The 25,526-nt window shown below is 64.6% G+C and carries 20 protein-coding genes; 10 read left to right on the top strand and 10 right to left on the bottom strand.

Annotation, left to right across the window (positions count from 1 at the left end):
• The 5 genes from rpsB to B2527_RS03050 form a co-directional block, all read right to left on the bottom strand.
• A partial coding sequence (rpsB, locus tag B2527_RS03070; RefSeq protein WP_293706071.1) for a 30S ribosomal protein S2 occupies positions 1 to 559 on the bottom strand: 559 nt, incomplete at its 3' end.
• A 284-nt stretch (positions 560 to 843) separates the two neighbouring features.
• Positions 844 to 1,851: a Csu type fimbrial protein gene (locus tag B2527_RS03065; protein ID WP_293706070.1), complete on the bottom strand. Its 1,008-nt coding sequence runs from the start codon at positions 1,849 to 1,851 to the stop codon at positions 844 to 846.
• Positions 1,839 to 4,070 carry a fimbria/pilus outer membrane usher protein gene (locus B2527_RS03060; RefSeq protein ID WP_293706069.1) on the bottom strand — a complete coding sequence of 744 codons (2,232 nt, stop codon included), beginning with the start codon at positions 4,068 to 4,070 and terminating at the stop codon, positions 1,839 to 1,841. Before B2527_RS03060 ends, B2527_RS03065 begins: the two co-directional genes overlap by 13 nt.
• A gap of 109 nt (positions 4,071 to 4,179) precedes the next feature.
• Positions 4,180 to 4,968: a fimbrial biogenesis chaperone gene (locus B2527_RS03055; RefSeq protein ID WP_293706068.1), complete on the bottom strand. Its 789-nt coding sequence runs from the start codon at positions 4,966 to 4,968 to the stop codon at positions 4,180 to 4,182.
• An 11-nt stretch (positions 4,969 to 4,979) separates the two neighbouring features.
• Positions 4,980 to 5,489 (bottom strand): Csu type fimbrial protein, encoded by a 510-nt coding sequence (locus B2527_RS03050; protein WP_293706067.1) that lies wholly within the window; start codon positions 5,487 to 5,489, stop codon positions 4,980 to 4,982.
• Between the two features lie 259 nt (positions 5,490 to 5,748).
• Here B2527_RS03050 and map point away from each other — a divergent pair, with 259 nt between their 5' ends.
• The 7 genes from map to B2527_RS03015 all read left to right on the top strand — a co-directional run bounded on the left by map (position 5,749) and on the right by B2527_RS03015 (position 14,158).
• Complete coding sequence (gene map / locus B2527_RS03045) at positions 5,749 to 6,525, top strand: type I methionyl aminopeptidase (protein WP_293706066.1); 777 nt, start codon at positions 5,749 to 5,751, stop codon at positions 6,523 to 6,525.
• The gene (locus B2527_RS03040) at positions 6,522 to 9,161 is read left to right on the top strand and encodes a [protein-PII] uridylyltransferase (RefSeq protein ID WP_293706065.1); all 2,640 of its coding nucleotides are present in this window, start codon (positions 6,522 to 6,524) and stop codon (positions 9,159 to 9,161) included. The genes map and B2527_RS03040 overlap by 4 nt, the downstream gene beginning before the upstream one ends.
• On the top strand, positions 9,161 to 10,210 hold the full coding sequence (gene dapD / locus B2527_RS03035; protein ID WP_293706064.1) for a 2,3,4,5-tetrahydropyridine-2,6-dicarboxylate N-succinyltransferase: 1,050 nt from the start codon (positions 9,161 to 9,163) through the stop codon (positions 10,208 to 10,210). The genes B2527_RS03040 and dapD overlap by 1 nt, the downstream gene beginning before the upstream one ends.
• Before the next feature lie 174 nt (positions 10,211 to 10,384).
• On the top strand, positions 10,385 to 10,741 hold the full coding sequence (locus B2527_RS03030; protein ID WP_293706063.1) for a Spx/MgsR family RNA polymerase-binding regulatory protein: 357 nt from the start codon (positions 10,385 to 10,387) through the stop codon (positions 10,739 to 10,741).
• 58 nt (positions 10,742 to 10,799) lie between these two features.
• The gene (gene dapE / locus B2527_RS03025) at positions 10,800 to 11,927 is read left to right on the top strand and encodes a succinyl-diaminopimelate desuccinylase (protein ID WP_293706062.1); all 1,128 of its coding nucleotides are present in this window, start codon (positions 10,800 to 10,802) and stop codon (positions 11,925 to 11,927) included.
• 271 nt (positions 11,928 to 12,198) lie between these two features.
• Positions 12,199 to 12,747 carry a hypothetical protein gene (locus tag B2527_RS03020; protein WP_293706061.1) on the top strand — a complete coding sequence of 183 codons (549 nt, stop codon included), beginning with the start codon at positions 12,199 to 12,201 and terminating at the stop codon, positions 12,745 to 12,747.
• A 463-nt stretch (positions 12,748 to 13,210) separates the two neighbouring features.
• Positions 13,211 to 14,158 (top strand): S41 family peptidase, encoded by a 948-nt coding sequence (locus B2527_RS03015; RefSeq protein WP_293706060.1) that lies wholly within the window; start codon positions 13,211 to 13,213, stop codon positions 14,156 to 14,158.
• A 186-nt stretch (positions 14,159 to 14,344) separates the two neighbouring features.
• Here the strand turns inward: B2527_RS03015 and B2527_RS03010 are convergent, their stop codons facing one another.
• Positions 14,345 to 15,031, bottom strand: a complete 687-nt coding sequence (locus B2527_RS03010; RefSeq protein WP_293706059.1) for a pentapeptide repeat-containing protein — start codon at positions 15,029 to 15,031, stop codon at positions 14,345 to 14,347.
• 444 nt (positions 15,032 to 15,475) lie between these two features.
• Here B2527_RS03010 and asnB point away from each other — a divergent pair, with 444 nt between their 5' ends.
• Both asnB and B2527_RS03000 read left to right on the top strand, forming a co-directional pair.
• Positions 15,476 to 17,161: an asparagine synthase B gene (gene asnB, locus B2527_RS03005; RefSeq protein ID WP_293706058.1), complete on the top strand. Its 1,686-nt coding sequence runs from the start codon at positions 15,476 to 15,478 to the stop codon at positions 17,159 to 17,161.
• A 154-nt stretch (positions 17,162 to 17,315) separates the two neighbouring features.
• Positions 17,316 to 17,741 (top strand): RidA family protein, encoded by a 426-nt coding sequence (locus tag B2527_RS03000; protein ID WP_293706057.1) that lies wholly within the window; start codon positions 17,316 to 17,318, stop codon positions 17,739 to 17,741.
• A gap of 153 nt (positions 17,742 to 17,894) precedes the next feature.
• Here B2527_RS03000 and B2527_RS02995 read toward each other — a convergent pair whose 3' ends face one another.
• Positions 17,895 to 20,507 (bottom strand): penicillin acylase family protein, encoded by a 2,613-nt coding sequence (locus tag B2527_RS02995; protein WP_293706056.1) that lies wholly within the window; start codon positions 20,505 to 20,507, stop codon positions 17,895 to 17,897.
• A 151-nt stretch (positions 20,508 to 20,658) separates the two neighbouring features.
• Between B2527_RS02995 and B2527_RS02990 the strand changes: the two genes are divergently transcribed.
• Positions 20,659 to 21,147: a ferritin-like domain-containing protein gene (locus B2527_RS02990; RefSeq protein WP_293706055.1), complete on the top strand. Its 489-nt coding sequence runs from the start codon at positions 20,659 to 20,661 to the stop codon at positions 21,145 to 21,147.
• A gap of 173 nt (positions 21,148 to 21,320) precedes the next feature.
• Here B2527_RS02990 and B2527_RS02985 read toward each other — a convergent pair whose 3' ends face one another.
• From B2527_RS02985 to B2527_RS02975, 3 genes are all read right to left on the bottom strand, one after another.
• A complete protein-coding gene (locus B2527_RS02985; protein WP_293706054.1) occupies positions 21,321 to 21,977 on the bottom strand; it encodes a thiopurine S-methyltransferase in 657 nt (218 codons plus the stop codon).
• Positions 21,978 to 22,191: 214 nt separating this feature from the next.
• Positions 22,192 to 24,435: a DNA topoisomerase IV subunit A gene (parC, locus tag B2527_RS02980; protein ID WP_293706053.1), complete on the bottom strand. Its 2,244-nt coding sequence runs from the start codon at positions 24,433 to 24,435 to the stop codon at positions 22,192 to 22,194.
• Positions 24,436 to 24,498: 63 nt separating this feature from the next.
• Positions 24,499 to 25,362 carry a helix-turn-helix domain-containing protein gene (locus B2527_RS02975; protein ID WP_293706052.1) on the bottom strand — a complete coding sequence of 288 codons (864 nt, stop codon included), beginning with the start codon at positions 25,360 to 25,362 and terminating at the stop codon, positions 24,499 to 24,501.
• Between the last annotated feature and the right edge of the window lie 164 nt (positions 25,363 to 25,526).

The raw sequence follows: 25,526 nt of genomic DNA, 5'->3' as shown, positions 1-25,526 counted from the left end.
CCACGGCGATCACCGGGATGCCGAGCTTCTTGGCTTCCTTGATGGCGATGTCTTCGTGACCGATGTCGATGACGAAGATGGCGTCCGGCAGGCGGTTCATTTCCTTGATGCCGCCCAGCGAGGCTTCCAGCTTGTCGCGCTCGCGGCGCAGGCCCAGCACTTCGTGCTTGACCAGCTTGTCGAAGCTGCCGTCGGTCTCACCGGCTTCCAGTTCCTTCAGGCGGGCAACCGACTGCTTGACGGTACGGAAGTTGGTCAGGGTGCCGCCCAGCCAACGCTGGTTCATGAACGGCATGCCGCAACGCTCGGCTTCTTCCTTGATGGCATCGCGCGCGCTGCGCTTGGTGCCCAGGAACAGGATGGTGCCGCGCTTCTGGGCAACGGACGAGATGAAGTTCATCGCGTCGTTGAACAGCGGGACGGTCTTTTCCAGGTTGATGATGTGGATCTTGCCGCGGGCACCGAAGATGTACGGCGCCATCTTGGGGTTCCAGTAGCGGGTCTGGTGGCCGAAGTGGACGCCGGCTTCCAGCATCTGACGCATGGTGATCTGGGACATTGCAAAACTCCTGATAGTGGAACTGACACCGCGCGCGGCCGGTTTGTTCGGGCCATGCTGCGATGCGCGGCTTCTGGGTAGGGCGCGCAACAGTTCCGGGGTTGGGCTTCCCTGGCGCCTACGTGGCCGAACCCTGACTGGCAGGGCACCCCGGCACGGATGGGGGCGACAGGTGAGGATTCACCGGTGGCGCCCGGTGTCGGCGTGTTTGTAAGGACCAAGTCCCAGCAAAGCCCGTCGAGTATAGCGGCAGGCTGGGCTGGCCGCAAATGCTGGCGATCCGGTCAGTAGGTCAGGGTGACGGTGATGGTGTCGCTGTAGCGGCCGGGTACCGCCTCCGGCTGGGCGAAAACCTGGCCGTAGACCGTCAGGGACATGTCCTCATTGTCACCGGTATCGGCTGCGGCGGTGGGTAGGGTGTCGCCCCAGGGGATCAGCAGCGCGGGGTCGCGGTACAGCTCATAGGCCAGGTAATTGCCGTTGGAGACCATCCTTCGCTGCCCGTTGAGCGCATTCAGGCCATTGCTCAGCGTCACCGACCAGTCGGTGTCGGTGGCGCAGCGCAGCTGGATTGTCGAGCTGGCCTCGCGCGTGCTGTCCAGCCGGGTAACGGTGCCGAAATCGAGGTCGCTGGCCAGGTTGAGGACGCAGTTGGCGGTGGCGCGGGCCTGAACGGGACCAAAGAGGAAGGTGCTCTGGCCGGCGCTGCCAAATACGGGGGCCACCCCGTCACGGCAGTTTTCCGGGGAAGGCGCGCCCCCAAATGGGGCAGCAAACGAATAGCGCAGCAGTCCGGGGCCGGGGAAGCCTTCATAGAGGTACGCCGCTGGCAGGTTCTGTCCTGGCGGGATACGGCCGTAGGCGGTCAGGTTGATCTGCGCCGTGCCGGTCAGGGGTATCGACAGATTGCTGTAGAAGATGGGGTGGCCGCTGCTGAGCGAGCCGATAAGTTGGTTGCGTGCGGCATTGGCATAGAGGTCGTAGTTCATGAATGCATTGACGCCGTTGTCCAGGCGGCGTGGGGCAATGCCGGGTGGGGTGCCCTCGTCGATGAAAGCGCATACCGTTACCTGCACCGGCACCCCGGGCAGGCCTTGGCAGCTGACGGTCAGCGTGGCCGAGGCAGTGCTGTCGCCGGCGCTGGAGACCGTGCCGAAGTCCAGTGGCGTTGAACTCAGCACGCGACAGGACTGCTGCGCAGTGGCTGGCAGGGACGACCAGAGCAGCAGCACTAGCAGCAGCTTGCTCAGGATGCCCTGGTCTTGCCGGAGGCCTGACCTCAGGGGTGGCATTGCAGGGGCTCCAAGGCGATCGGGGCGACGGGCGGGCTGCCCGGGTCGGGCAGGGCAAGCCGGCATTCGCGGCTGTCCTGGCGGACGCGCAGGCTTGCATCGGCCGGTACGTTGTCCAGGTACAACTGGCCGTCATGGCCGATCACCGTGCTGGTGACGGCGCGGCCATGGCTTTCGATCACGGCCGGGGTGCCGGCGCGGAGCCAGCGCTTGTCCAGCCCAAGGATGTTTACGCTCAATGGTTTGCTGGGCTGCAGGCGAAATGTCGCGCGTACCCCGCTGCGTGCTGCCGGCACTACCTGTTGCTCGAAGGCGTCGATCTGCATGTCTGCGGGCAGCGCAAGCGGGTCGATGCTGAGCAGGTTGCGTTGCCAGGCGTGCAATGGCGCCACCAGCAGTTCGCCGCGTGCATCTGTGCTGCCGACCGGCTGGTTCTGCAGGCGGATGGGCACGCCGGGCACGCCGCTGGTTGAAACCAGCGCGAAGGCATCGTCGGCGCGGCGCAGCCTGTGCAGTCCGCTGCCGAACCAGGCCAGGCTGCCGGTGCTGTTCACATAGGCCAGGGTGCCGATGTCGCTGATGTGGTCAAGGCCGAGGGCCCAGCGGCCCTGTTCGTGGAGATGGTTGATTTCCAGGTGCGCGCTGGATTGTGCCCCGGTACTGGTCTGCGCACGCCAGCCCCAGTCGCCGTTGTCCAATACCTGACTGTGGTTGGCTTCCAGCGTCACCCCATTGCCGTCATCAGCATGGCGCAGCGCGCTGCTGAGCTGGGTGTGGCGGTCAAGCGGCGTGGATACGTACAGATAGATATTGTCCATGTCGCGCTCGCCCAGATCGTGATTGAGCTGCAGGCTGATCCAGGCTTGCCCTGGCAGGCTCCGCGACCATCCCGCACCGGCCAGGCGGATGTCCGGCATGCCGGGATAACGCTGGCTGATGTAGTTGAGGCTGAATTGACCGCTGTGCACATTGCCGAAGCCGACAAAGAACCGATCCGTGCGCAGCGGCAGTGTCGCCTGGCGCAAGTACGCAGGTGCGTCGGCGAAACGCGGGCTGCGGCGCTGGGTGCTTGCCGAAACGCTGAAGCCGGGTGCGTTCCATTGGTAGCCCAGGCTGCGTTGGCTGCCACGGAGTCCGCCCGCTTGGCTGCCGCTGACCGAGGCGCTGAGCACTCCCCCCCGATCTGCCAGCAGGCCGACGGCGCCGATGCCAGCCAATTGCAGGTCCTGCGCAGCCTCGGCATGGGCTTCCAGGGTCAGTCGCTCCCCCAGGCCATGGCGCAGGCTGGCGCTGGCCAGCGGCTGATGGTCATAGGCGAAGGAGCGTATGCCGTAATCGCGGCGCAGAACGCCGATATCCAGCGACCAATCCGACAAACCCCGTTGCAGCAGCTCGGGCGCCCCGTAGAGTGGAAATTCCAATGCGCTGCTGTGTCCGTTGATGTCGGTCACCAGCAGCTGTGCCTGCCCAATGCCATTGAGCGCGGGCATCGCATCGAGTTGGAAACGCCCGGGGGCCACGCGCTGGCTGGCCTGGCGCACACCGTTGATGTAAAGGTCCACGGTGGAGGGCAGTACCGCCTCGCCGGCGAACGACGACAAGGGGGTGGTGACCCGGTAGGGTTGCAGGCTGAAATCGCGCGCGAGATGCAGCCCTGCCATGCGCGCGGAGCGTGACCAGCTGAGCGCCCCGCTGAGCTGGTCACCCAGGCTCAGGCTCAGCATCCGATCCGGAAGATCCAGCTGCCAGCGGCTGTCCAGGCGGGTGCTGGTGGCGTGCTCGCCGCCCGGGCCCGAGCCCAGCCGGGTGTTCTGGCTGCTGCTCCAGGTGCCGGGCCCCAGCCCGAACAGGCGCAGCTCCAGGTAGCCGTCGATATCGCGCTCGCCCTGCAGTTGCTGGGCATGCAGGTCGTAGTTCAGCAGCAGGCCGGGGCTGGTATTGCTCACTGCCACGGCACTGCGCTCAGGGCCAGCGCGCAGGTAGGTGGTTGGCCGGTCCAGCATGTGCACCGGCACCTCCAGGTCCAGGCGTTGGTTGCGGGCGTCATAGTCAACACGGACGCCGCTCAGCTGGTCCAGTCGGATATCGGGCGCTTCGGCGGCAATCCCTGGAGGAAGCCTGAGGCCAAGTTCGCGCAAGGTCTGGGCACTGGCGGACAGGGTTTGCCCGCGCAGGCTGAGACGGGCCAGTGTGCCGTCAGGGTCCTGGTTGATATGCACTTCCAGATGCAGCTCCTGGGCTGGAAAACGGGCGCCGTCGCCTGCTTCGGGCCAGCTGAGTGGGCGCGCCGGCATTGACGGTGAAACAGCCGCGGCAGCCAGGGCCGCATTAGCGAGCAGCAGGGGGAAGAATCTGCGCGACGGGGGCATCATTCAGCCTGGCCAGCGGGTGGCCTGGTAGAGGGAGACGCGTGGCCAATGGCAGTTTCCACTGCATGCGTTGGCCTGCCAGCACGTAGCCGAGCAGGCCGCGCTGCAAGGGGATGATGGTGCCATTGTCCGCAGTCCAGCCGAGCTCGCTCAGGCGCACGCGCTGGTTGCCGGTGTTGCGCACGTCCAGGATCAGTGTGTCTGCCGATACCTGCCAGCTGGCCTGCAGGGAGCTTGTGTCCAATGGCACTTTGCCGATCTGTTCGCGCGTTTGGGCGCCGCTTGGCAGCACAAATACCGGTATCGAATAACGCAGCTGGAACTGCAGGCCTGCGGGCTGCGGTCCACCGATCTCCGGCAGCTCATCCACCCATACCCGATAGGCCTGCTCGTACTGGGCCGGTGCCGTCGCCATGGGCATCGGGCGTACGATGCGGACGAGCTGCCGCTGGCCGGGCGGGATCTGCACGATGGCCGGGCTGGCGCGCAGCACCTGCGAGGGTTCCAGTTGGTCGCTTGCCGTGGTTTGCGACCATTGCTGGACCCGGATCTGTGCGTTTATCGGGTGGTCTGCGCTGTTCTGCAGCCATAGTGCGTTCGCCTGCTGGTTTTCACTGAATTCCAATACGATCGGCGCAACCTGCAGGTTGCCGGCGGTGCAGCCGGATGCACAGGCAAACAGCGTGGCCAGCAGCAGCCCGTGGCCATCGCTGGCCCTGCTCGGCCTGCGCAGGCAGGGGGCGCGCATCGCCGCCGTGCTCAATAGGTGATCGTGGCGACGACGGTGTCGCTGTAGCTGCCGGCGGGTGCATCGGTGGACGGCACGCGGCCATAGACCGGGATGCTCTGTGCGCTGGCCGTGCCGGTGCCGGCCAAGGTGTCGGTGCCGACGACCTCGCCCCAGAAATCCTGGCGGCCGGCATCGCGATACAGGCCATAGGCGATGAAATTGTTGTTGCCATCACTCATGCGGCGGTTGTCGGCGGCTGCGGTGGTGCTGGTGGCGTTGGCACCGGGGTTCATGCCGATGGTGTAAGGCGTGCCGCTGCTGCAGGTCACTTCCAAGGTGCCTTGGGTGTCGGCCGGGGCGCCGGTGGCGCGGGCCAGGGTGCCGAAGTCGAGGTCACTGGCAGCCACGGCCTGGATGTCGCAGGACTCTGTGATGACGATGCGTACCTGGAACTGGCTGGTCTGGGTGGCGGCGCGGGCGGTGGCAATGCCGGCAAGCGCCAGGGTGGTGACCAGTGCGAGAGCGTTGAGGGTGTGCATGGCAGTCTCCCTTCAGGGTGCTGATGGGCGGGCTGGGAGGGGCGTCAGTCCGCAGTTGCAGCAGACCATGCATGGTGTGGGTCCTTGCCTGTTCATAATTGAGAAAACAAGCTGAATGCGGATTTTTGATCATCTGTGTCAATCGCAGCGGGGTGGGTGCGATGGTTGCTGCTGAAACCGGCTGGCGCCGCCGGTGGCAGCTGGACTGCGGTACAGCGCCGGGTTCGGCTTCCTTGCGTAAATGCGCGATAATCAGGGGATGGCAATCCAACTGAAAACCCCTGAAGAAATCGAGAAGATGCGCATCGCTGGCCGTCTGGCGGCCGAGGTGCTCGACATCGTCGCCCCGCACGTAAAGCCCGGTGTGACCACCGAAGAGCTGGACCGCATCTGCAACGACCACATCATAAATGTGCAGGGCACCATCCCGGCCAATGTGGGCTACCGCGGGTTCCCGAAGACCGTGTGCACGTCGGTCAACAACGTCATCTGCCACGGCATCCCCAGTGAAGCCAAGGTGCTCAAGGACGGCGACATCGTCAACATCGACGTGACCGTCATCAAGGACGGCTGGCACGGCGATACCAGCCGCATGTATTACGTTGGCACCCCGTCGGTGATGGCCAAGCGCCTGGTGGAGACCACCAAGGAAGCGATGTGGCGCGGTATCCGTGCGGTCAAGCCGGGCGCGACGCTGGGCGATGTGGGCCACGCCATCCAGGAATACGCTGAGTCCGAGCGTTTTTCGGTGGTGCGCGAGTACTGCGGCCACGGCATCGGCAAGGTCTACCACGACGAGCCGCAGGTGCTGCATTACGGCCGTCCGGGCCAGGGCCTGGTGCTGAAGCCGGGCATGACCTTCACCATCGAGCCGATGATCAACGAAGGCACCCGTTACACCAAGGTGCTGCCAGATGGTTGGACCGTGGTCACCAAGGACCGCAAGCTGTCGGCGCAGTGGGAACACATGATCGCGGTGACTGAAGACGGCGTTGAAGTGCTGACGCTGTCACCGGCCGAATCCGCGCAGGCATGACCCAACTGCCGGCGGGCCCGAGTCAGGACGCGCCGGCAGACCCTGCCGGTGATGCGCAATGGGCTGCTGACGCACGGCAGTCACTTGCCCATACCGATGCACGCCTGTGCAGGCGCTTCGAGCAGGGCGACAACGTCGAGCGCCTGCTTGGCCTGCGTGCCCGTGCGGTGGATCAGCTCATCAACGAGGCCTGGCAGCGCTGTGTTCCGGCCGACGCTGGCCTGGCGCTGTTCGCGGTAGGTGGCTACGGACGCGGTGAGCTGTTCCCGCGTTCGGACATCGACCTGCTGGTGCTGGCCGAGAGCGAGGTGCAGCAGCGCCACGAGGCTGCACTGGCGCGGCTGTTCGCTCTGCTATGGGACGCCGGCCTGCCGGCCAGCCATGCCGTGCGTTCGGCGGCGCAATGTGTGCAGGCCGGCGCTGACCAGACCGTGCTGACCGCACTGATCGAGGCGCGCCCGTTGTGCGCCGACGCCACTGCCCAGCATGGGTTGGCGCGGGCAATTTCGCCCAGCCTGGTGTGGCCGCCGCGAGAGTACTTCCTGGCCAAGCGTGAAGAACTGCTGGCAAGACACCAGCGCTTTGGTGATACCGCCGACAACCTGGAGCCGGACATCAAGGATGGCCCGGGCGGTCTGCGTGATCTCAATACGTTGGGCTGGATGGCCTTGCGCGCGTTTGGTGTCAGCAACATCGACGCGCTGGTCGGGCTGGGCCACCTGGGCCTGGACGAGGCCGCCGCGCTCAAGCGCGAGCGGCTGGTGCTGGCGCGGCTGCGTTTTGGCCTGCACCTTGTGGCACAACGCGCCGAGGAGCGGTTGCGTTTCGACTACCAGAAGACCCTTGCCGCACGCATGGGCTTTGCCGACGACACCGAAAGCCTTGCTGTGGAAAAGATGATGCAGGGTTTCTATCGCAGTGCGACGGTGATCCGTCGCATCAGCGATCGCCTGCTGCAGCGCTTTGAAGAACAGTTCGACGGCGAAGCCACGCCGCAACCGGTGGGCGACGGGTTTTCGCTGCGCCGGGGCTACCTGTCCGCGGACGATCCGCTTTGGCCCCATGGCGATATCCGCAGCATCTTCGCCCTGTTTGCCTGCTGGGCGCGCATACCGGAGGTGCGTGGGCTGCATTCGCTCACGGCACGTGGCCTGGCCGAGATGCTGGACGAGATTCCGGCGTATACCGATGTCGCTGAGCCTGTGCGTGATCAGTTCTTGGCTTTGCTGCGCGGCCCGCGCGCGGTCGATACGCTGGCCCGCATGGCGCGCCTTGGCGTGCTGGGGCAGTGGATTCCGGCATTTGCCGCAGTGTCCGGGCGGATGCAGTTCGACCTGTTCCATGTCTACACGGTGGACCAGCATACCCTGATGGTGCTGCGGAACATGGGGCTGTTTGCAAGTGGGCGCGCCGACGAGCGCTTCTCCATCGCCCACGAAGTCTGGCCACGCCTGCGCAAGCCCGAGCTGCTGCTGCTGGCCGGTTTGTTCCATGACATCGCCAAGGGCCGCGGTGGCGACCATTCGGAGCTGGGTGCGGTGGACGCGCGCGCGTTCTGCAGCGCGCATGGCCTGAGCACATCGGATACCGAGCTGGTTGCCTGGTTGGTCGAGCAGCATCTGCGCATGTCGGTGACCGCGCAGAAGCAGGACATCACCGATCCGGATGTAATCCATCGTTTTGCCGGCCTGGTGGGCGACCGTGACCGGTTGGACTATCTCTACCTGTTGACCTGCGCCGATATCGCAGGCACCAGCCCGAAGATGTGGAATGCCTGGAAGGACAGGCTGCTGGCTGACCTGTACTTCGCCACCCGCCGCGCGCTGCGCGAAGGGCTGGAGTTCGCCTTGCCCCAAGCCGAGCGGGTGCAGGAGGCGCGTGACAACGTGCGTGAGCAGATGAGCCTGCTGGGTCACAGCGACGCGGTGATCGATCGCCAGTTCGCGGCGATGCCGGACGAGAGTTTCGTGCGCTTCCGACCCGAGCAACTGGTCTGGCAGGCCGCCTCGCTGGTTGAGGTGCACAAGGGCGGCACCTTGGCCAAGGTGCGGCGTATCGCGCCGGAGAGCGATGCGCTGGAGGTATTCGTGCATTCGCCTGACCGTGACGGCATGTTCGCCGCCATCGTGATGACGCTGGACCGTGCCGGTTACGGCATCCATCGCGCACGCGTGCTGGATGGCCCCGACGACACCATTTTCGATACCTTCGAAGTCACCCCATCGGGCAGTTTTGCCGACGGTGATGCCGCGCGGCTGGAGGCGGCGCTGCGCAAGGCGCTGGCCGGCAACATCCTGGCGTTGCGCCCGTCGCGGCGGGTGATGCCACGCCAGCTGAAACATTTCCGTTTCGCACCGCGCATCGAGTTCCTTGAGTCCAGCCGCACGGGCTGGACACTGCTCAATCTGGTGGCGCCGGACCGGCCCGGCCTGCTTGCCGACGTCGCGCATGTGCTGCGCGACCAGCGACTGCGCGTGCAGGACGCGCGCATCGCCACCTTCGGTGAGCGCGCCGAGGATCAGTTCCAGCTCACCGACCGCCACGACCAACCCCTTACCGAAACCTCCATGCAGGGCCTGCGCGATGCGTTGCTGGCTTGCCTGGATCCCGATAGAACGCCAGGAGACCCCCACTGATGGCCACCAAGAAGCCAGCGGCCAAGAAGGCTGCCCCCACCAAGACCGCCACGCGCAAGGTCGTCGCCAAGACGCCCGCTGCCAGGAAAGCCGTGGCCAAGCCTGCTGCCAAAAAGGCTGCGGTGGTAAAGCCTGCACCGAAGAAGCCGGTGGTTGCCAAGCAGAAGGCCGTTCCGTCAGTGGGGCCGCGCAGCCTGCGCAAGCCGCCGGCAGCGGGCGTGGCCGAGCTGAAGTTCAGCATTGAAAGCGCCTTCGAGCGCCGCACCATGCTGACCATGGACGAGATCGAAGGCTCGACCCGGCCGCTGGTCAACCGCGTCATCGACGGCCTGGAGTCGGGCGAATTCCGTGTCGCCGAGCCGGATGGCAACGGTGGCTGGAAGGTCAACGAATGGTTGAAGAAGGCCGTGTTGCTGTACTTCCGTGTCAATGACATGACCGTGATGGATGGCCGCCCCGCGCCGTTCTGGGACAAGGTTGAGTCGCGTTTTGAAGGCTATGACGAGGCCGCCTTCCGCCAGGCCGGCGTGCGCGTGGTGCCGGGTGCGATTGCCCGCCGTGGCACGCACTTCGGCAAGGACGTGGTGCTGATGCCGAGCTTCACCAATATCGGCGCACACGTCGGCGAAGGCACGATGGTCGATACCTGGGCCACGGTGGGTTCGTGCGCGCAGATCGGCAAGCATTGCCACCTGTCCGGTGGTGCCGGCATCGGCGGCGTGCTGGAGCCGCTGCAGGCCAGCCCCACCATCATCGAGGACCATTGTTTCATCGGTGCGCGTTCTGAAGTGGTGGAAGGCGTGGTGGTGGGCCACCACAGCGTGATCGGCATGGGCGTGTTCCTGAGCCAGAGCACCCGCATCTACAACCGTGCCACCGGCGAGGTGACCTACGGCTACGTGCCGCCGTACAGCGTGGTGGTCAGTGGTTCGCTGCCGTCCAAGGACGGCACGCATTCGCTGTACTGCGCGGTGATCGTCAAGCAGGTGGACGCCAGGACCCGCGGCAAGACCAGCGTCAATGACCTGCTGCGTGGCCTGGCGGATTAAGTTATTCCTTCTCCCTGCGGGACTGCAGCCCCCTTTTTGGGGGAAGGTGCCCCGAAGGTGCGGATGAGGGTAAGGCCGTCGCCTGCGGTGTGATTCGCAAGAGGCTTCGCCCTTACCCTCACCCCAACCCCTCCCCCAAAGGGAGAGGGGCTACATCAGCGCGAGCTTTGAACCATGACCACGATCTACGGATTGAAGAACTGCGATACCTGCAAGAAAGCCACCAAGTGGCTGGACCGCTTCAACGTCGCCTATACCTTCGTTGATTACCGCGACAACAAGCCCAGCCCGGAAACCCTGCTTGAATGGGCCGGCAAGGCCGGCGGCTTCGCGGCGATGATCAACAGATCCTCGACCACCTGGCGGCAGCTGCCGGACAACCGCAAGTCGCCCGAGTCCGATGCCGAATGGAAGCTGCTGCTGCGTGAATACCCGCAGCTGATCAAGCGCCCCCTGGTCATCACCGATGACGGCACCCTGAGCCAGGGTTTCAGCGACAACGGCTTCAAGGCGCGCTTCAACATCGCCTGATCCACCACCGCATGCAGGAGCGGCACACGCCGCCAAGCCACCGATCCAGAAGGCCGCCATGAACGACGTACTAGCCCTGACCTGCGATCTGATCGCACGCCCCTCGGTAACCCCGGAAGATGCCGGTTGCCAGCAACTGATCGGCGCGCGCCTTGCTGCGGTCGGCTTCAGCTGCGAACACCTGCGCCTGGGGGAAGTCGACAACCTCTGGGCGACCCATGGCAGCGGCGCACCGGTGCTGGTGCTGCTTGGCCATACCGACGTGGTGCCGACTGGTCCGGTCGAGGCCTGGAGCAGCGATCCGTTCAAGCCGGAGGTGCGCGATGGCGTGCTGTACGGCCGCGGCGCCGCCGATATGAAGGGCAGCGTTGCAGCCTTCGTGGTGGCAGCCGAGCAGTTCGTGGCAGCGCACCCCGATCACCCGGGCACGCTGGCGGTGCTGCTGACCAGCGACGAGGAAGGCGATGCCATCGACGGCGTGCGCCACGTCGCCAGACTATTCGTCGAGCGGGGGCAGGGCATCGACTGGTGCATTACCGGCGAGCCTTCCTCGACCGCCAGGCTCGGCGACCTGCTGCGGGTGGGGCGTCGCGGCAGCCTGTCGGCCAAGCTGTGCATCAAGGGCGTGCAGGGGCATGTGGCCTACCCGGACAAGGCGCGCAATCCCATCCACCTGGCCGCCCCGGCGCTGGCCGAACTCACCGCCCGGCATTGGGATGACGGCTACGAAAGTTTCCCCTCCACCAGCCTGCAGATCTCCAACATCAACGCCGGCACCGGTGCCAACAATGTGATCCCGGGCGAGCTGCAGGTGATGTTCAATCTGCGCTACAACCCGCACTGGACGGCGGACAAGCTGGAAGCCGAGATCACCGCATTGTTCGACCGCCACGGCCTGGACTATTCGTTGCACTGGCACCGCAGCGGTGAGCCGTTCTATACCCCGGAAGGCCGCCTGCGCAGTGTCGCGCGCGAGGTGCTGGCCGGGTTTGCCGGCGCGGCGCCGGAAGAAAGCACAGGCGGCGGCACCTCCGACGCCCGCTTCATCGCCCCGCTGGGGGCGCAGTGCATCGAAGTCGGGCCGGTGAATGCCAGCATCCACCAGGTTGATGAGAACGTGCGCGTGGCCGATCTGGAGGCGCTGCCGGCGCTTTACCGGCAGCTTGTGGAAAGACTGCTGGGTTGAGATGTCGCTTGCCAGGCAAAGCGATCTTGCCAGGCAAGGCCATCCTCTCCTGTCCAGAAGGTCCAGCCGTGTTCTGCTGAAAACCTGAAATGGATGTTCGCTTGGCTGGGACGAAGCGGGTCCTGAACTGACAGCCTGGGTTGATGGCAGATTGGCGAGCTGGACGGAGCCGGCAGCCCCGCTATCGGTCTGGTGCAAGCGGACTGCCCGCGTTGGGTGAGCTGCGGATAGGGCGCATGACCGGACTCCCCGGTCAGCTTATGGGGGACGTATGAAAGCTTTCATACTGCTCATGCTGATTCTTTTTGCCAGCCCCATGGCATCGGCGGAAGGGCGAGGCATGCATCTCATCCATCCGCAAGGATCCGGTCTGGTGGTCACCGGTTTGAAGCGCGACGGGGATCTTCATGTGACGTTTGCAGGGCAAACCTGGGTGTCCGGCACGGTGATTGGACGTTGGCCTGACGGCGCAACCAACAGGCACTACAAGGATCCAGAGTTTGTTCTGGTTCCAGACCCTGAGTCTGTCGAGAAACTGCCTTACTTTCTGCTGCGTCAACCACCGTATTTCCACCGCTATAAGGTCCGCTACGTCGAGCTGATGAACGGACCTGCTGCACTGCGTATCGCTGCAGGTGATGCGCCTGTTCGCAGGCTCCTGCAGCGCAGGGTGAATCATGTCACGGTATCCGGGCGCTTCCTGATGGAGCACTACACGGTGGGGGTCGAATGCGATGCCCCATGGGCACGGGCTGTGTTGTTGAAGGCCGAGCCGTTGGAGCAACGCACCACGCACAATGGCGTACTGGCGGGTTGTTGAGGCAGCCAGGCGACTTTGTGAGTGCGCTGCCAGCAATGCAGTGCCCGTCCGCACCGCTTGCGGTTGCATGGTTCGCCTGGCTCGATGGATTGGAAGAACAGCTCGCGGGGTTCGAAGGTCCGGCACATGAAATGCCGGTAGAGCAGCCTTGGGAAATATTCCTGACGTAGATCGATCGGGTGCTTCCTCGGGGCTGGGTGTATCCATCGTGGCCGCTTGACGCTTCGCTGGCAGCCGGCCTGTTCCAATTAAAAGCCGAACAATTCTGGCGGCCTCCGTGGTGCCATGGTCACGGAGGGGTCGCGTTCGATGTTTTTGATGTTAGCTTGGATGCGTTGGTGCCGTATGACCAACGATCAACCCCGTTCTGGCCGAAGGCATGGCTTGAAACCCATCCCATCTTTCAAGCAACGTGGCGCTCGGTGTGGGTGACGCAGGGTTCGGCTGCCATAGGGAGGCATGGATGCGCTCTGAAATTTTTACCCTAGCTCTGCTTTTGTTGCCTGCACTCACTGCTGCGCAGGAGCAGCCGAGCCTGGACGTGGCAGTGAAACGTGCCCGTGAACATGCCTACTACGCAGCGCGTGTCGACTGGCGGGCCGTCGAATCGCATGCCCGGTCGCTGGCCTCGGAGCAGGACGAAGCGTCAGCTATTCGCTTCGTGCTGAAGTCTCTGGATGATCGCCACTCTTTCTATCTGCCGCCGAAAAATCCGGCCAAGACTGCCCGGACAGGTGAGCAGCCCGATGCGCAGCCGTCGGTGCGCGCCCTGTCTCGAGCCCGGCAAGCGGTTGAGGGCGTACCGGTAATCCAGATCAATGGCTGGTCGGGTACGCAGCAGGAAGCCCTGGCTGCAACCGGCGCCTTGAGGTCGGATCTGGCAAATGCGCTGTCGGTGGCGGGGTGCGGCATTGTTCTGGATTTTTCCGCCAATACCGGCGGCAACATGTGGCCCATGCTGGTGGGCCTGAGTCCGCTGCTGGAGGAGGGAAGGCTGGGCGGCTTCAAGGATGTCAACGGCGCCGTCCATGTCATCGAAAAGAAGGCAGGAGTCATCTCCAGCAATGACTCCGCCCACATGCTCAATGTCGCAACACCATTGCAGCCCAGGCATGCGGCGGCTTCCATTGCGATAGTGCTGGGCCCGCGCAGCGCCAGTTCAGGCGAAATCGTTCCGATCATGTTCCATGGTCAGCACAATGTGCGCTTGTTCGGTCAGCGGACGGCGGGGAAGTCCACGGCGAACTCGACGTACCCACTGCCCAACGGCGGTTACGTCGCCATCACCACGGCAGTTACGTTGGACAGGAACGGCCACGAATTTGATAGCTATGTCGAGCCAGACGTATTGAGCGGGCAGGCTGTGGAAAGTGCGGCGCAGTGGATCGTTGCGCAGTGCAGGAAAGGCTGATCACGGCCTGTTGAAAGAACGCAGTGCCGCGTTGGTGTGCGCCTTGATCCGAGTGACCAGGCTGCCGCTTGTTGCTGCATGCTTGGAAAGGATCGCCCGGCTTGCGGGGCAGTGAGCTGGTGCTTTTTGATATTGCCTTGACGCTGTTGGGCTCACGCCACTGGCCTGATCAGGGAAGATACGTCGCTATGCAACAATCAGCCCGAATGCGGCCAGTGCCGCTGCCGCCTGCCGCTGCGAGATCACCGCTTTCTTGAAGTGCTTGGCATCCATCACGTTGAGCCCGCTGATGTCGGTGTCGCGCAGGTCGGCGCCTTCAAAGCGGGTCAGGCGGGTCTGCGCATTGCGCAGGCTGCCGCCGCTGAACACCGCGTCGCGGAAATCGCAGCCGGAAAGATCTGCATCGGAGAAATCCAGGCCTTCGAGCTTGCCTTTGCGGAATGAAAGGCCGCGCAGGTCGGCGCTGACCAGCAGGCAGTCGCGGAATTCCAGCGCCCAGCCGGTCACTTCCTGCAACTGAGCACCAGTGAGCTTGCAGTCCTGGAACTGCACGGAGGACAACGTGGCGCGCCGCCAATGACTGTTGTTGAGATCGCAGTGCGCAAAGCGCGAATCGCCGAGCTGCGCCGAACTGAAATCGCATTGCCCACCGCGGCATTTCTGCCAGTGGCTTTCTTCCAGTGCTGCGGCGAGCCAGCGCGCACCGGCCATGCTGCACTGGTTGAAGTGGAAGCCATCCATGTCCAGGCGCGAGAAGTCGCCGCCATCCAGGGTGCAGGCCTCGAACGTCGCTGCGCGTGGGTATGCGGCGATGATCTGCTGCATGCGTTCGCGGTCGATGGTTTGTTCGCGGAAAACAGCCGGGGTGGTCATGGGCGCAGTACAGGTGCTGGCGCTCCATTCTGAGTCAGTGGCCGACTGCAGGGCAGTCTTGTGGGAGCCAGCGTTGTGTGTACAGCCTGGCGCAGGTCCGAAGACGACTGGCTGAATGGGGTGGGGCAGGGACGGCAACGGGGCGGATCGGTTGCCAAAGCAACAGTTGCGCGGCCACTCAAACAGGGATAACGTCAGCGCCATGTCCTCGTTCCTGGCCACCGCCGTCAACAATAACAACCGCAATAATCTGCGCGCGAATAATCGTGCGCGGCCGATGCGGAACTGCGACCAGAGCTAGAACAGGCAACACGCTCAGGACACCAGAAAACCCGCATCGGTCGATGCGGGTTTTTTTGTGGCCGGGCGGGAACACCGAGCGGCTGCAGGTCTGGCAGCCGTTGCTTCGAATGTTTGTCCCCACCCAACTCCAGGAGCTTTCCCATGTGTTCCATCTTCGGCATTTTCGGTCTGCAAGCCGGTGACGACCTGCAGGCGCTGCGTCGGCAGGCGCTCGATCAATCCCAGCGCCAGCGCCATCGTGGCCCCGACTGGAGTGGTGTCCATGTCGATGACGGGGCCATCCTGGTGCATGAGCGCCTGGCTATCGTTGACCCGGCCGGCGGCTCGCAGCCGCTGCTGTCCGAGGACGGTGAACTGGCACTGGCGGTCAATGGGGAGATCTACAACCACCAGGAGCTGAAGAAGGAGCTGAGCCAGCCCTATGCCTTCCAGACCGGTTCGGATTGCGAAGTGATCAACGCGCTGTACCGCGAAGACGAGCCGGCGTCCTACCTCAACAGGCTCAACGGCATCTTCGCCTTCGCGCTGTGGGACAAGGCCAAGCGTCGCGTGATCATCGCCCGCGACCCGATTGGCGTGGTGCCGCTGTACTGGGGCCATGACAAGCAGGGCCGGCTGTGCGTGGCCTCGGAAATGAAGTCGCTGTCCGACACCTGTGCCGATGTGGCGCAGTTCCCGCCGGGCCATTGGTACGACAGCAGTACCGATACCCTGAGCAAGTACTACGAGCGCCCCTGGCGCGACTATGAGGCGGTGGAAGGCGTTGATGTATCGCTGGCCGAACTGCGCGAAGCCTTCGAGCGCGCGGTGCATCGTCAGCTGATGACCGACGTGCCCTATGGCGTGCTGCTGTCCGGCGGCCTGGATTCCTCGCTGGTGGCCGCCGTTGCCGCCCGTTATGCGCGCCACCGCATCGAGGATGGCGGCCAGAGCGAGGCCTGGTGGCCACGCCTGCACAGCTTCGCCATCGGCCTGAAGGGCTCGCCTGACCTGGCCGCAGCCAAGGTGGCGGCGGAAATGCTGGGCACCGTGCACCACGGTTTCGAGTACACCTTCGAGGAAGGCCTGGACGCGTTGCCGGAAGTCATCCGCCATATCGAAACCTACGACGTCACCACCATCCGCGCTTCCACGCCGATGTTCCTGCTGGCGCGGCGGATCAAGGCCATGGGTGTGAAGATGGTACTGTCCGGCGAAGGCAGCGACGAGATCTTCGGTGGCTACCTGTACTTCCACAAGGCGCCGAACGCACGTGAGTTCCATGAAGAGCTGGTGCGCAAGCTTGATGCGCTGAACAACTACGATTGCCTGCGTGCCAACAAGTCGATGATGGCCTGGGGCGTGGAGCCGCGCGTGCCGTTCCTGGACCGCGAGTTCCTGGACGTGGCGATGAAGATGGATGCGCGCCACAAGATGGTGGATAAGGCCAGCGGCCGCATCGAGAAGGCGGTGCTGCGCGAAGCCTTCGAAGGCTACCTGCCCAAGGAAATTCTGTGGCGGCAGAAGGAGCAGTTCAGCGACGGCGTGGGCTATGGCTGGATCGACGGGCTCAAGGCCCATGCCGAGTCGCAGGTCAGTGACCGCGTGCTGGCCGCCGCCGACAAGCGCTTCCCGTACAACCCGCCACAGACCAAGGAGGCGTATTACTACCGCCACCTGTTCGAACAGTTCTACCCCAGCCGCGCCGCCTCCGAAACGGTGCCCGGTGGCAAGTCGATCGCCTGTTCCTCGCCGGCCGCCATTGCATGGGATGCCAGCTTCGCCAACATGGCCGATCCGTCCGGCCGCGCGGTGGCAGGTGTGCATGAGCAGGCGCTTGCCGGCTGACACCGCGTGGGTAGATCAGTCTGCATCCGCCTGAGCCCCTCTCCCGACGTGGGAGAGGGGTGAGAAGGGGACGCTCCACATGTCGCACAACCGAACGTGTGCCATCCGGCAACCCTCAGCTCCTTCCCGGCTAACCCAATCAAAAGGATTATCGATGCGTGCCTGTGCGCTAGTGATGTTTGGCCTGTTCAGTAGTTCATTCGCCCACGCCCAGGATATGCCGTTGGAACGGCATCAACTGGGAGGCTGGGAAGCGGATATTGGCTACACCGGTGTGGTGCGTGATGGCGACATGCTGCATGTGTCCGGCGTGCCGTGCAGAGGTGCGGATATGCAGGCAGCGGTACGTGACTGCTATGGCAAGTTGACCAGGATCCTGCAGCAGTTTGATGCTGACAGCAGCCAGGTGGTCAAGGAGACCGTGTTCACCACCGACATGGATGGCTTGATCAAGGCCATTCCCGAGCGCAAGACGTTTTTTGCCGATGGCAAGTATCCGGCCGCCAGCTGGGTGCAGATCAGTCGCCTGTTCGATGCCGAGGCCAAGCTCGAGGTGGAGTGGACCGTGCGCTTGAAATAATGGCGCAAAGCATGGGTAGCCCGGGTAAGCGCAGCGCACCCGGGGCTCTTGCACGCATGGTCATCGCAGGTGGAGGATCTGCGTGTTTCCCGGGTGCGCTGCGCTTGCCCGGGCTACGGCTTTGCCATGTCATGCGTGGGTATGGCAGCGCGGCTAGCGCGGACTCAAGGTCAGGTTGTGTGTCGCGCGACCAGGCAGGAACGGCGTGGGCCGGCCCTGCACCCAGTCCTCATGGCCCGCGCCCCAGAACGGCGACAAGGGATGGCCGCTCTGGCCGCCGGGCATATGCACGATGCCATCGGCCTCGTGGCCGGGCGAGACCACCATGCGCTCGGATGCGCCGAACTTGGGCCCGACCACGCGCGGCATGTTGTCATCGCCGGCCAGTGGCTCGCGGGCCATGCACAACCAGCGCTTGAACAGGCCGGGCAAGGCGGCCGAGACCGGGTGGCAGATGGCGGCGGTGTTGCGTTCGCCCCAGTTGCGCTGTGCCAGGTCCTTGCCTTGTTCGGCCAGGTCCTTTTCCAGTTGCCGGGCACTCTCAGCCAGCACTTCGTCCCAGCTTGCATAGGGTGGCGGCAGCAGGTTGGGCAGGCGTTGTTCCAGCATTGGCCAGACCAGGCCTTCCAGTTGTGGCAGCTTGGGCTCGATATAGCGCTCGCCCAACTGCTCCGCTGCCGGTGCCAGCAAGGCGGCCTGCAGATTGTCGAGCAGGATGCCGCGGAAGCCGCGTGCCATGCGGTAGCTCACCGAATCAGGTGATGCACGTCCCTGCCATTGGCGGCTGACAGCTTCCAGGCGTTTCAGTGCCGGATCGTTGCTGTGTTCCACCGTTCGCCGCAACAGCTTCCACCAGCGCTCCATCAACAGGGCACGGTCATCCAACTGGATGGCAAGCAGGTCGCGCTCGCTGAACTGGTCGCGGGCGAACAGACCATCGCGGATCTGTTTGGCACGCGCACCCAGGTCATAGCCGCCATCGCCGGCTGTTGCCAACGCGGGGCCGTCCAGTACACGGCCGTTGGCCGTCCACAGGCGCTGTTGGGGTGGGTCGATCAGGGCAGGGGCCTGATCGGTGAGGATGCGCCACGGCGAGCAGGTCGGCGGCTGTGCTGTTGCATCGGCATGGCAGGCGGGGTCACGGAGCGGACGTGCCCCGATCAGGCGCCATCCGATACGTCCACTGCGGTCACCCACCAGCAGGTTCTGCGCGGGGATGCCGGAGCGGTCGGCCACCGCCAGTGCGGCGTCCAGGTCGGCGGCCTTGGCCATGTCAGCGAAATCCACGCGCACCGCGCCCGCTTGCTGGCCAACCCAACGCAGCGCCAGCAGCTGTCCATCCGGTTCGTCGTGCAGTACCGGCCCCCAGTCGCTTTCGCGGACCAGCAGTATTTCCGGGCGTGCGCCGGCGACGGCGATGGCTTCGTTGTAGATGCGTAGCGGCGTATTGGCAGGAAGGGTGGTGAAGTCCGCCGTATCGATATAGCTGTTGGTGAAGGCCCAGGCCACCCGCGTATTGCTGCCGACAATGACCGCCGGCAGGCCGGGCAGGGTGAAACCTGCGACATCGACCTTGCCCTCCGGAGCTGTGGGTTCGGCATAGCGCAGCCGCGCGCGGTACCAGATATTGGGCGCACGCAGACCCAGATGCATGTCGTCGGCGATGATGGCACGGCCGTCCGCGGTAAGCGCCCCGGCCACCGCGAAGTTGTTGCTACCCGGAAAAGAATCGGTCGCCGTAGGCGACCCACCGCTGCCTCTCTCCCGCACCGCGGGAGAGAGGGGGACCGCTTGCGAAGCAGGCGGTGGAGTGAGGGCAGCCAGATAAGGCTTAAAAGAATCGGTCGCCGTAGGCGACCCACCGATGCCTCTCTCCCGCACCGCGGGAGAGAGGGGGACCGCTTGCGAAGCAGGCGGTGGAGTGAGGGCAGCCAGATAAGGCTTAAAAGAATCGGTCGCCGTAGGCGACGCACCGATGCCTCTCTCCCGCCTGGTGGGAGAGAGGGGGACCGCTTGCGAAGCAGGCGGTGGCGTGAGGGCGGCTGTAGCGCCGTCATTGCGCAGATCCAGCGTTGCCGCATCCGGCAGCACCGCATCGCCCCGGGCGTCGCCAAACAAAGGCGCATCCCAGCTGCTGCCGTCGTGGGCAAGCAGCGCATACAGGGCTGGTGGCACCACGCTGCGGATGCGGGCCATGGCCAATTCGCGGGTATTGCCAGGATCCTGCAGGTCGGCGTACATCGCCAGCCCGGTCAGCACCGAGTCCTCCAACTGCCAGGCGCGTGGTTGCTGGCGCAGCAGCAGGTAGGGCCAGGGCCGTACGGGAAGGGCCGCCAGGCCGGCGTTGACGCCGTCGCGATAGGCTTCCAGCACGGCGCGTTTGTCGCCCAGTGCAGCGCCCAGGTTTTCCTGGGTATGGGCGCGCAGCCGGTGCACCCGCATGCGCTTGTCCAAGGGCAGGGCCTTGGCACCGAACAGCTCGGACAGTTCTCCCGCTGCCGAGCGCCGCATCAGGTCCATTTCAAAGAAACGCTCCTGGGCATGCACATAGCCCAGCGCCCGCGCCATGTCGGCCTCGTTGGCCGCGTCCACGGTCAGCACGCCCAAGGCGTCGCGCTGGATGGCGACCGGTGCCGACAGGCCCGGCAGGGCCAGTTCTCCATCCAACTGCGGCAGGCTGCCGCGCAGCAGGCCCCAGAGGATCAGCAGTGACAGCAGTAACAGCCCCAGTACAATCCAAAGCGAACGCAGCAGCCAACGCAGCACAGGCCTACCCCAGGTAGCGGTTCTGCCGCGATTGTAGACAGCTTGTGAAGCCGAAAGAGAGGGAATCGCAACTGAAAGTGATTCCGATTAGATCATTGGCTTTTCAGATGGGGCACCCTATGCACCATCGAATCATCAGGAGCATCCCCCCATGCAGGGCAAGTCCGAAGTCATTGAGTGCCTGAAGGAGCTGCTGCGCGGCGAATTGGCCGCACGCGACCAGTACTTCATCCATTCCCGTCGTTACGAGGACCAGGGCCTGCTGGCGCTGTACGAGCGTATCGGCCACGAGATGGAAGAGGAGACCGAACACGCCGACGCCCTGCTGCGTCGCATCCTGTTCCTGGGCGGCAACCCGGACATGCGCCCACACGGCTTCGAGCCAGGCGTGACTGTCATGGAGATGCTGGAGAAGGATCTGCAGGTGGAATACAAGGTGCGCGCCGACCTGGCCGCCGGGGTCAAGCTGTGTGAAGCGCACGGCGACTATGTCAGCCGCGACATCCTGGTCAAGCAGCTGCATGACACCGAGGAAGACCATGCCTGGTGGCTGGAGCAGCAGCTGGGCCTGATCAAGCGCATCGGCCTGGAGCTGTACCAGACCAGCAAGATGGACGCCAAGGGCACCCCGGCGCATTGATCCTGAAGGCAGGTAGTGCCGACCCATGGCCGGCATCTGTCCGGTCTATCGGTAATGCCCCTGCGACCGTGGGTCGGCGTTACGGTGCGGTTGCTTTGCACTGATGTAGTGCCGACCCATGGTCGGCATTCGTCAGGTTTATCGGTAAAGCCTCTGCCGACCATGGGTCGGCACTACTGGCGTTGCAGCCTGTAAACGGCGGTGGAAAGGGCGGTGACGCCGTCGGCACGGAAATCCGGTTGCTGGTCGAGGATGTCGCGGCATTCCAGCAGGCGTGCGTGCCAGGGTGTGGCGAACAGTCGCTGCACCTCGGCCTCCTCCACCGAAAACGGTGGCCCCTGTTTTTCATCCTGCGGGTATTCCAGGGTGATCAATACGCCCTGGCAACCTACCGGCAGCTGTGCGTACAGCGTATCGCGATAGTGCTGGCGCAGATGCGGCGGCAGGGCGATCAGTGCTGCGCGGTCGTAGACGCCGGCGATATCGCCCAGCAAGTCCGCATCCAGCGCGAAGGCATCACCACAGATGATTTCAATCGGCCCGGCGCTGTAGTGCTCGCCGTACTGGCTGCGCTGGCGTTGCGGCACCAGGCCGGCTTCGGCGAAGAACTGCTCGGCCGCCATCGATGACAGCTCGACCCCGAGTACACGGTGGCCCTGGGCGGCCAGCCAGTGCATGTCCAGGGTCTTGCCGCATAGTGGCACCAGCACGCGGCTGCCTGCAGGCTGTGCCAGTGTGAGCCAGTACTTCTGCAGCAGCGGCATGACATCGCTGCGGTGAAAGCCGATTTGGCCGTTCTGCCAACGTTGAAGCCAGAAGTCGGGTTGCATATGTGTTCTCCAATCAGAATCGGTAAGAGCGGGCAACTCAGATGTTTCGCGGTTTACACCGCTCATACCGGTGACGCTTAAAAAGAAAATAGGCCGGGCATTGCCCGGCCTTCTTCCTATTTACTGGACATCCAGCCCTTCGACCTTCTGCCGCGCCGCGCAGACCTCCGACAACCGTGTTGTCGAACGCGTCGCCACGCGCCAGTGAAGTGAATTACTGGACATCCAGCCCTTCGACTTTCTGCCACCCTCTCGGCAACAAATGCCCGCGCGTCGCCCGCGTGCCCAGATAGGTCTCCAGGTCCTTGAACGACAGGTTCATGGTGCGCTGGCCACTGCGCACCTGCAGGGTATTGCCCGGGCCGACCGCCACCACCGCCACCACGCGTTCGGTGGAGAGCTTGGCCTTGGGGATCTCGATGATCTTGTTGCCCTTGCCCTTGTCCAGTTCCGGCAGCTCGCTGGCCGGGATGGCGAGCATGTTGCCGGCGCTGGTGACCGCGACGATGCGGTCGGTTTCCGGGTTGGCAACCAGTGACGGGGTCAGCACTGCCGAACCAGCGGACAGGTTGAGCATCGCCTTGCCGGCCTTGTTGCGGCCGGTCAGGTTCTCGAAACGTGTGACGAAACCATAGCCGTGCGTGGAGGCCAGCACGAAGCGGGTGTCATTGTCGCCGCTGGCCACGGTGACGAAGCTGCTGCCCGCTGCCGGCGAGAAACGGCCGGTCAGCGGTTCGCCATTGCCCCGTGCCGAGGGCAGGGTGTGCACGGGCGTGGAATAGGCGCGGCCTTCAGTATCCAGGAAGGCCACCTGCTGGGTGCTGCGGGTACGGGCGAAGGCCAGCAGGCCGTCACCTTCGCGATAGTTCAGCGTTGCGCCGTCCACGTCGTGGCCCTTGGCTGCGCGCACCCAGCCTTTCTCGGACAGCACGACCGTCATCGGCTCGCTGGGCACCAGCTCGGTCTCGTCGATGGCCTGGGCGGCGCCGCGCTGCACCAGCGGCGAGCGGCGGGCGTCGCCGAACTTCTTGGCATCGGCCAGCAGTTCGTCCTTGACCAGCTTCTTCAGCTTGGCGCTGCTCTGCAGGATGGACAGGATCTTGTCGCGCTCCTTGGCCAGCTCGTCCTGCTCGCCGCGGATCTTCATTTCTTCCAGGCGCGCAAGCTGCTTGAGCTTGGTTTCCAGAATGTACTCGGCCTGGTCTTCGCTCAGTGCGAAGCGGGCGATCAGCGCGGCCTTGGCATCGTCCTCGGTGCGGATGATGCGGATCACTTCGTCCAGGTTGAGGAAGGCAACCAGCAAGCCTTCCAACAGGTGCAGGCGGCGCTCCACCTTCTGCAGGCGGTGGTTGAGGCGGCGAGTGACCGTGTCCTGGCGGAAGCGCAGCCATTCGCTGAGCAGCATTTTCAGGTTCTTGACCTGCGGCCGCCCGTCCAGGCCAATGACGTTCAGGTTGACGCGGTAGCTGCGTTCCAGGTCGGTGGTGGCGAACAGGTGGCCCATCAGCTGCTCGGCATCCACGCGGTTGGAGCGCGGTATCAGCACAACCCGCACCGGGTTGGCGTGGTCGGACTCGTCGCGGATGTCCTCCAGCCACGGCAGCTTCTTGGCGCGCATCTGCGCGGCGATCTGCTCGATCACCTTGGACGGCGAGACCTGGTGCGGCAGCGCATCGATGACGATGTGGCCGGCTTCCTTCTTGAAGGTGGCACGGGCGCGTACGCTGCCATTGCCGGTTTCATAGATGTTGCGCAGGTCGGACGGCGCGGTGATGATTTCGGCGGTGGTCGGGTAGTCCGGGCCCTTCACGTGCTCGCACAGTTCGGCGACGCTGGCATTGGGGTCATCGATCAGGTGTACCAGCGCGCTTACGATCTCATTGAGATTGTGCGGCGGCACGTCGGTGGCCATGCCCACGGCAATGCCGGTGGTGCCGTTGAGCAGCAGGTGCGGCAGGCGTGCCGGCAGCCAGCTGGGCTCTTCCAGGGTGCCGTCGAAGTTCGGCGACCAGTCGGTGGTGCCCTGGCCCAGTTCGCCGAGCAGCACTTCGGCGATCGGGGTCAGCTTGGATTCGGTGTAACGCATGGCCGCGAACGACTTGGGGTCGTCGCTGGAGCCGAAGTTGCCCTGGCCGTCGATCAACGGGTAGCGGAACGAGAACGGCTGGGCCATCAGCACCAGAGCCTCGTAGCAGGCGCTGTCACCGTGCGGGTGGTACTTGCCGATGACGTCACCGACGGTGCGCGCGGACTTCTTGGGTTTGGAACCGGCGCCCAGGCCCAGTTCACTCATTGAATAGATGATGCGGCGCTGCACCGGCTTGAGCCCGTCGCCGATGAACGGCAGGGCGCGGTCCAGCACCACGTACATGGAATAATCAAGATAGGCGCGCTCTGCGTATTCGCGCAGCGGCTGCTGTTCAAAGCCGTGGAAAGCTTGGCGTGCAGGATCGGTCATTGCGGGTGGTGCTACCTGTTGTGCGGAGCCAAGGCGGGGACCGCCGGCTGCCTGATCCGACGATTATCCGGATGGCGGCGGAGATGCCAAGCCACGGACGGGATCGAGCCCGCCTTCCAGCCCCTGATCGGCCCGGTTCTGGTAGCGGCCCGGGGGCAGGCCGAAGTGGCGGCGGAACACGATCACGAAGGCGCTGGGGCTGCTGTACCCCAGTGAATGGGCGATGTCGGCCACGGCATGACCGTCGTTGAGGCGGCGCAGCGCCTCGGCCAGCCGCGCCTGCTGCCGCCACTGGGCGAAGCTCAAGGTGGTCTCGTCGCGGAAATGGCGGCTCAGGCTGCGCGGCGACAAGCCCGCCCACTGTGCCCATTGCGCAAGACTGCGGTCATCGGCCGGCTCGGCCAACAGCTGCGAGGCGATCCGCAGCAGGCGCCGATCGGCCGGCATCGGCAGGTGCATGCGCTGGCGCGGTGCTTGCCGGATTTCGTCCAGCAGTACATCCATCATGTGCTGCTGGGGCGCTGACAGTGGTTGTTCCGGCGACCAGTCGCTGATCCGCTCGGCCAGTGCATTGAGCAGGCGGGAAATGCCGATCACACAGGGGTCGTCGGGCAAATCAACACAGATCGGGCTGGCCAGGGCCATGCCCCAGCCACGCAGCGGGCCGTCGATCACCACCGTATGCGGCTCGGCGGCGGGCATCCAGCCGCCCGAACCCGCCGGCAAGGACCATGTGCCATGGCGGGTGCGGGTGGTCAGCAGGCCGCGCTCGACGCAGATCAGCTGTGCCCGCGCGTGCTGGTGCCAGTCCACCTCGCGGGCCAGGCCCTGCGGGCTGTCGAAGCGGAAGCCGAATACCGGCGGGCCGTCGTCGCGCTCGAACCAGTCCAGTTCCTGGTCACGCAGCAGCGGGGCGGGCAGTTGCATGTCAAAGCCCTGCGGTGCCCGCCGTCTGACCGAAGAGAGGGTTGCGCCCGTGCTTGGCTGGATTTCGTCATTCATTGGCTTGATTATATTACCGGGCCACGTTCACAGCCATTACTGTGTCCCGGTCGGCCGCAGACACCATTGGTGCAACACAGCATTTGATA

The organism is Stenotrophomonas sp. UBA7606, from assembly GCF_002477705.1.
Taxonomy (GTDB): domain Bacteria; phylum Pseudomonadota; class Gammaproteobacteria; order Xanthomonadales; family Xanthomonadaceae; genus Stenotrophomonas.
The sequence above is the reverse complement of the archived record's forward strand: the minus strand, read 5'-3'. Positions and strand labels throughout refer to the sequence as shown.

What these genes read in the sequence shown, in the direction of transcription:
- parC (WP_293706053.1), bottom strand. Translation starts at nt 24,435, where the DNA reads ATGACCGATCCTGCACGCCAAGCTTTCCACGGCTTTGAACAGCAGCCG.
- B2527_RS03015 (WP_293706060.1), top strand. Translation starts at nt 13,211, where the DNA reads ATGCGCTCTGAAATTTTTACCCTAGCTCTGCTTTTGTTGCCTGCACTC.
- B2527_RS03065 (WP_293706070.1), bottom strand. Translation starts at nt 1,851, where the DNA reads ATGCCACCCCTGAGGTCAGGCCTCCGGCAAGACCAGGGCATCCTGAGC.
- B2527_RS02990 (WP_293706055.1), top strand. Translation starts at nt 20,659, where the DNA reads ATGCAGGGCAAGTCCGAAGTCATTGAGTGCCTGAAGGAGCTGCTGCGC.
- B2527_RS03010 (WP_293706059.1), bottom strand. Translation starts at nt 15,031, where the DNA reads ATGACCACCCCGGCTGTTTTCCGCGAACAAACCATCGACCGCGAACGC.
- B2527_RS03020 (WP_293706061.1), top strand. Translation starts at nt 12,199, where the DNA reads ATGAAAGCTTTCATACTGCTCATGCTGATTCTTTTTGCCAGCCCCATG.
- B2527_RS03000 (WP_293706057.1), top strand. Translation starts at nt 17,316, where the DNA reads ATGCGTGCCTGTGCGCTAGTGATGTTTGGCCTGTTCAGTAGTTCATTC.
- B2527_RS02985 (WP_293706054.1), bottom strand. Translation starts at nt 21,977, where the DNA reads ATGCAACCCGACTTCTGGCTTCAACGTTGGCAGAACGGCCAAATCGGC.
- B2527_RS02975 (WP_293706052.1), bottom strand. Translation starts at nt 25,362, where the DNA reads ATGCAACTGCCCGCCCCGCTGCTGCGTGACCAGGAACTGGACTGGTTC.
- dapE (WP_293706062.1), top strand. Translation starts at nt 10,800, where the DNA reads ATGAACGACGTACTAGCCCTGACCTGCGATCTGATCGCACGCCCCTCG.
- B2527_RS03050 (WP_293706067.1), bottom strand. Translation starts at nt 5,489, where the DNA reads ATGCACACCCTCAACGCTCTCGCACTGGTCACCACCCTGGCGCTTGCC.
- B2527_RS03040 (WP_293706065.1), top strand. Translation starts at nt 6,522, where the DNA reads ATGACCCAACTGCCGGCGGGCCCGAGTCAGGACGCGCCGGCAGACCCT.
- asnB (WP_293706058.1), top strand. Translation starts at nt 15,476, where the DNA reads ATGTGTTCCATCTTCGGCATTTTCGGTCTGCAAGCCGGTGACGACCTG.
- B2527_RS03055 (WP_293706068.1), bottom strand. Translation starts at nt 4,968, where the DNA reads ATGCGCGCCCCCTGCCTGCGCAGGCCGAGCAGGGCCAGCGATGGCCAC.
- dapD (WP_293706064.1), top strand. Translation starts at nt 9,161, where the DNA reads ATGGCCACCAAGAAGCCAGCGGCCAAGAAGGCTGCCCCCACCAAGACC.
- B2527_RS03030 (WP_293706063.1), top strand. Translation starts at nt 10,385, where the DNA reads ATGACCACGATCTACGGATTGAAGAACTGCGATACCTGCAAGAAAGCC.
- map (WP_293706066.1), top strand. Translation starts at nt 5,749, where the DNA reads ATGGCAATCCAACTGAAAACCCCTGAAGAAATCGAGAAGATGCGCATC.